4 protein-coding genes are annotated in these 6867 nt (G+C 37.4%); all 4 read left to right on the forward strand.

All coding sequences use genetic code 11. From position 1 onward, the window contains the following. Positions 1–14 precede the first annotated feature (14 nt). Positions 15–155 carry a T9SS type B sorting domain-containing protein gene (locus ACFSRZ_RS11830; protein WP_379666780.1) on the forward strand — a complete coding sequence of 47 codons (141 nt, stop codon included), beginning with the start codon at positions 15–17 and terminating at the stop codon, positions 153–155. Positions 156–295: 140 nt separating this feature from the next. Continuing rightward, entirely contained in the window at positions 296–616 is a 321-nt protein-coding gene (locus ACFSRZ_RS11835) for a hypothetical protein (RefSeq protein WP_379666777.1), read from the forward strand. A gap of 2 nt (positions 617–618) precedes the next feature. Beyond that, positions 619–5316: a T9SS type B sorting domain-containing protein gene (locus ACFSRZ_RS11840; protein WP_379666778.1), complete on the forward strand. Its 4698-nt coding sequence runs from the start codon at positions 619–621 to the stop codon at positions 5314–5316. Between the two features lie 41 nt (positions 5317–5357). Next, positions 5358–6867 (forward strand): choice-of-anchor L domain-containing protein (locus tag ACFSRZ_RS11845; RefSeq protein ID WP_379666779.1); only part of this gene is annotated, 1510 nt, incomplete at its 3' end.

Genomic DNA, 6867 nt, shown 5'->3' on the forward strand with positions numbered 1-6867 from the left:
TAGCTACTATTGATATCGATAATCCTGGATGGAATGGAACTTTCAACGGAAAAGTGCTTCCTTCAGATGACTATTGGTTCTCTATCAAACTTACAGATAGAAATGGAATCCTTAGAGAAAGAAAAGGAAATTTCTCGTTGTTGAGGAATAAATAAAAATTATAAAAACATAACCTCGAAAAATGCGCATTAGAAATAATGCGCATTTTTTTTACGTGTTAAAAAATATCATAAATCTCTTAACAAAGCGTTAACATAATATATTTTTATATTTTAGTGCTCACATTACCCTTACAATGAACAAACTTTTTCTACTCTTTACAATAGTAACCCTATTTAATATCCAACAGAAGGATTTTAAAATTGACATAAAAACAAAAGAAGTTGCTTCTAGCTTAGTCTATTCTATAGAATCTAACCAGAAAAGTGATTTTCAATTAAAGGTTATAAATGAATACGCTGATTCAGAAGTTGCTAAAGAAATTACTCATAAAAATGTAATTGGGAAAAAGTATTTTAAAATGGATTTAAGTTCCTTGCCAAAGGGGGAGTATAATATTTTAATTACGAATATTAATTCTAAATCTTTTATTCAAAAAAAAATACATAAGAAGTAATTTTGAAAAGTTTCAAATCCCTTTTATTATTTTTATTCCTATTCGCTTTTTCCAAATTTTCATTTGGTCAAATTTGTGATGAGTTAACTCCTGTTTGTAGCAATCAACCTATACAAGATCTTAGTGCAGAAGACCCTTCTCCATTTACTATCAACTCTTCATGCCAATCATTACTAAGTTCTAGAGTTCTTTGGTATAGAGTTCGTATTGAGACAGGTACTCGATTTACGTTTCATATCGTTCCTAGTGATCCTAATGCAGATTATGACTTTGCAGTATTTGGCCCAGATTCTGATTGCTCAAATTTGGCTAGTGAAACTCCTATAAGAGCATCATACTCTGGTACAACTGGTCTTACGGGACTTAGCCCTAACCCTGCTCAAAATGAATGTGACACCGCTGGAGGAGATCGTTTTGTAAGGTATATTGATGTTAATCCGGGAGAAGAATATATTATTGTAATAGATAGATTTTCTGGCGCTCCATCTACTTTTGATCTTTTATGGAATGTAGATGAAAGTGGTAACCCTCTAGGATCTTCATCATTAGATTGCTCCATAGTTGTAGGAGATCTTGGAATGGATCAAGAAGTGTGTGAAGGAACAGAAGTTACTTTAGACGGAACTCCTTCTACATTAGTAGGTACAGAAACATACAAGTGGTTTATAGACGAAGGTGCCGGATTTACAGAATTGGTGGGGCAAACCAATCCTACTTTGGTCATCAACGATGATCGTTCCGGGACATATAAAGTTGAAGTTACTGATGGAGATGGAAATATGGGAGAAGATGAAGTCGTTATCACCTTTTTCCCGCAACCTACCATAGGGACTCTCCCTTTTACCACCTACGAACAATGTGATACAGATGGAACTGAAGATGGTTTTTTTACTTTTGATCTTGAAGCCCTTTTTAGCACAGACCTCCTAAACGGTCAAGATGCTTCAACCTTTGAAGTTGTCTATTACGCTTCTCAGTCAGATGCAGATAACAATGCAAATCCATTAAACGCCAATAGTTATACCAACCCAACAGCTTTTACTTCTGTAGAAGTCTTTGCTCGCGTCATTGTTTCGGCAGTACCGAATGTATGTACTGCGGCCACCACAAGTTTTAACCTATTGGTAAATCCAAATCCTACATTGCAAAACCCTGCGGATTATGAAATCTGTGACGATGCAACCGATGGAGACGATACCAATGGGACAGTACAAAACTTTTTGCTCTCAACCAAAGACACAGACGTATTAGGTTCTTTAAATCCTGCTGATTATACAGTTAGCTATTTTGATATCGATTCCAATCCAATAGACAAAAACAATCCTTATACAAATATTGCTAACCCACAACCAATCATTGTACGAGTAGAGAACAACACTACTGGCTGTTTTACTGAATCAACAGGAGCCTTGTTCAATCTAGTTGTAAACCCATTACCTAATATAACCACTCCTGTATTATTAGAATTATGTGATACTGATCAAGATGGTTTAGCAAGTTTTGATTTAACACTTGCCAACTCAAGTATATCTGCAAACTCTGCCAATGAAACATTCCGCTATTATCCTACGGAAGCGGATGCTATTGGCAATACCAATGAAATTTTAAATCCAACCAACCATACTAATATTGTAGACACAAATGATGCTGTTTGGGTGAGAGTGATTACAGTAAACGGTTGTTATCGAATTGCACGAATCAATTTAGAAGTCACCAACACTGTCATTCCAAATACATTCCAGAGAACTTACAATGAGTGTGATGATTATTTGGATACTAATGGAAATGATAATGCCAATAACGATGATACAGACGGAATTACCACCTTTGATTTTAGTTCTGCAACCAACGATATTATCGCTTTATTCCCGGCATCTCAAACATTGAATATTTCCTATTACGAATCTCTTACTGATGCCAACAATGCAATGAATGCCATTACGGATATCAGCAACTATAGAAATATCAACTCACCAAATACACAACAAATCTTTATTCGTGTAGAGAATCCGGCTAACAATGCTTGTTTGTATACTGGAACTCATATTACATTAGTTGTAGATCCTGTTCCAACTGCCGATGCTGTAACCGACATGGGTATTTGTGACGATAATGATGATGGAGATGATACCAATGGTTTTATCCAAAGCATTGATCTAGAAACACAAACAGCAACTATCTTAGGCACACAAGATCCCGGAGATTTTACGGTAACCTATCATGAGTCGACTACAGACGCTACATCAGGAGCAAATGCTCTTAGCTCGCCGTTCAGTAATACAACCGCCAATACGCAAACTATTTATGTAAGAGTTACCAATAATGCTACCGGATGTTATACAGATAGAACTTCTTTTGTTGTAAACATTCGCCCACTTCCGGTAATTACTGCCGCTGTAGAGCTGAAGCAATGTGATAACGATACCGACGGATTCTCTGTTTTTAACCTAAATGAAGCTGCAACTGATATCTCTACAAACTATATGAATGAAACGTTCATATTCTATGAGACATTGGCAGACGCGCAATCCGGTAACAATCCTATTCCAAACCCAACAACTTATACAAATCAAGTAGTTACAAGTGATACGGTTTGGGCACGTGCTATTAGCAGTTTTGATTGTTATAGAATTTCAGAAGTAACACTTACCGTGTCTACCACAGGGATTCCATCTACTTTTCAACGTGTTTTCAATGTATGTGACGACTTCTTGGATATCAATGGTGATGACAATGCTAATAATGATGACACAGATGGAATAACGACTTTTGATTTTAGTTCTGTAACTACAGAAGTCCGTGCTTTGTTCCCAACAACTCAGCAATTAACCATTACATATTACCGAAATGAAGCTGATGCTTTAGCGGAACAAAATGCGATTACCGATCCTGCAAATTATAGAAATATCGGATATCCAAACTCACAACAGATCTATGTTCGTGTAGATAGCAACCTAGACAATGACTGCTTAGGTTTTGGGGCTCACATCACTTTAAATGTAGACCCTATACCAACAGCAAACCCTGTGACAGATCTTGAGCTTTGTGATAATGCTGATGATGGTGACTTTACCAATGGAATTGTGCAAACTTTTGATTTAGACAGTCAAACACCTGTGCTGTTAGGTACACAAAATCCTGCAGATTTTACAGTAAGTTATCACCTAACAGCTGCTGATGCCAATTCAGGAAATAATCCTATTACCAACACATCAGCTTATGAGAATGCATCGGCCAACCAACAAACTATTTATGTTCGTATGGTTAACAATACCACAGGATGTTTTAATGATCATGCATCGTTTGATCTGATTGTAAACCCGCTTCCTGTTGCAAATTTTGTAGAAGACCTTGAGGTTTGTGATGACGATACAGATGGATCTGCTCAAAACGGGTTCTCACAAAACATCAACCTAGAATTGCAAACTGCCGGAATTTTAGGAACTCAAGATCCTACAAACTTTACAGTAACCTATCATGCTTCATTTGCCGATGCGCAATCCGGAGCAAATATCCTGACTAGCCCGTATACAAATACGCAGGCATTTACCCAGATCATTTATGTAAGAATTACCAATGGGACAACCAATTGTGTGAATAATATTTCCAATTTCAATGTAATCATCAATCCGGAGCCTACAGCAGAAGCAGTAGATGATCTGTTGACTTGTGATGACGATGCTGATGGAGACGACACTAATGGTTTTGTACAAGACATCAATCTAGACAGTCAAATTCCATTGATCTTAGGAGCAACACAGGATGAAGATGATTTTACAGTAACTTTCCACGAAACACAAGCAGATGCTACTTCCGGAGCCAATCCATTATCAAGTCCATTTTCAAATACTGTAGCAAATCAACAAACAATCTATGTTCGTGTTGCTAATAATGATACTGGCTGTGTAAACGATGATCTTACTTTCGACGTGATCGTAAATCCATTACCGGAATTTTCTGTAACTTCACCTCAGATCGTATGTTTGAACGGGCCTGAACTTACCATTGGTGTAGAGAATCCGGCAGGCATTTATGATTATGTATGGACAGATCCTGATGGAAATACCATCATCGGATCACAAATTACTGTTACCTCAGGAGGATTGTATACAGTTACTGCAACAACAACTGACGGTACAGGATGTTCCAGAACATTAGAAATACAAGTCAATGAGTCTATTATTGCAACCATTACAGACAATGATGTAACGATAGTAGATGATTCTGATAATAACTCAATAAGCATAGACACTTCCAACTTAGGGATTGGAGATTATGAATATGCGTTAACGGATGAAAATGGAGTAATCATACATCCGTACCAAGACGAACCACTCTTTGAGAATCTTGAAGGTGGTTTCTATACCATCCGAGTTAGAGATAAGAACGGATGTGGAATTGTTTCGCTGGATGTTTCAGTGATCGAATTTCCAAAGTTCTTTACTCCAAACAACGATGGAATTAATGATACCTGGGCTATCAAGGGCGCCAATTCGACCTTCTACCCTACCTCTCAGATCCACATCTTTAATCGATTTGGGAAAGTAATGGCAGAGATCAATATTGACAACCCGGGATGGAACGGAACCTTTAATGGAAAAACGCTTCCTTCTGACGACTATTGGTTTGCTATTAAGCTTACAGATAGAAACGGAAATACAAGGGAACGTAAAGGAAATTTCTCCCTTTTGAGGAGGTAAAATAATTGTATCTTTGAGAACCATAATTAAAAAATCCCTAAATGACCAAGTATATTTTCTCATACAAGAGAATTAGCCACCTCGTGTGCCTATTACTCTTCTTGGTAAGTACTTTATCTATACAGGCACAAGTAATCACAGTTAACAATGCAGCGGATACCGAATCAGGGTTTTCTCCTGAAGAATTGATTCGTAATGTTTTGATCGATGGAAACTGTGCAGATGTGAGAAATATCTCAACAAACCTTAATATTACCGATCCAGGCTCAAGTCAGCATCCATCCAATACCAATAATAAAAGTTATGGATACTTTAAAGGAAATAGTAGGTTTCCTTTTTCAGAAGGCCTTATCATTTCAACAGGTAGTGCCTTTCAAGCAGGAAATACAGCAATAGCGCCTGCCAATCCTTTGGGGATTGATGTAGGAACTGGTTCAGATCCGGATTTAGTAACAGCTACCGGCAATCAAGATTTGTATACCAATGCTGTTTATATAGAATTTGATTTTGTTCCTGTATCAAATACAATCAGTTTTAGATATGTAATGGCTTCTGAAGAATATAGTCCTTCAAATAGTTTTCCTTGTCCGGATCCAACTACCGGACAGGTGTTTGCAGATAGCTTTGCCTTTTTATTAAGACAAGAAGGAAGTACTAATTTTGAAAATATCGCTTTAATTCCAACAACCGGAGAACCTGTTAGTGTAGAAAATATAAGAAATAACTCTTCTTGTCCTCCAAAGAATGAAGAATTTTATGCTGGAGATATTAGTAGTACTCCTCCAGTTGCTGACACAAATTATGATGGTAGAACTGTAGCTTTAACTGCTACAGCTACTGTTACACCCGGAGTAGTCTACAGAATAAAATTAGTTATTGCTGATTATGTTGACAGCTCTTATGACTCTGCTGTATTTCTTGAAGCAGGAAGTTTCAACTTAGGATTAGATTTAGGTGATGATTTTGTTACCGCAGACAATTCTGCAGTATGTGGAAACTCTATTCCGTTAACTGCAAACATTACAGCAAACTCTTATCAATGGCTAAAAGATGGAGTGCCAATTCCAGGCGCTACCAACCAAACTTATATTGCCAACTTAGGAAACGGAACTTATACCTGCGAAATATCAAACAGTGCTAGCTGTACAGATAGTGATGACATTGTGCTAGAATTTGTAGAGGAAGCTACCATAAATCCAACTATTAGCAATTTTCAGCTCTGTGATCCTGATGCCAATATGGTAGAAACCTTCGACTTAACCTCGAAAGACACAGAAATCCTCAACGGGCAAGACCCGGCCACTTTCGTAGTACAATACTTCTCAGACAGTGCCTATACATTACTCATACCGAATCCTACAACTTACAACAATACAAACCCTTCAGAAACCATTTACGCTAGAGTAGTCAACAGAAATAGTAGTAATTGTGTTGCTGACGGATCTTTTACCATTGAAGTAACAGGCATACCCGTTCCAACCCAACCCACAGACTACGAGATCTGTGATGATGCCAATGATGGTGATGATACCAATGGATTTATACAAAGCT

Origin of the sequence: Pseudotenacibaculum haliotis (genome assembly GCF_042684245.1) — a bacterium.
Classification (GTDB): domain Bacteria; phylum Bacteroidota; class Bacteroidia; order Flavobacteriales; family Flavobacteriaceae; genus Polaribacter; species Polaribacter haliotis_A.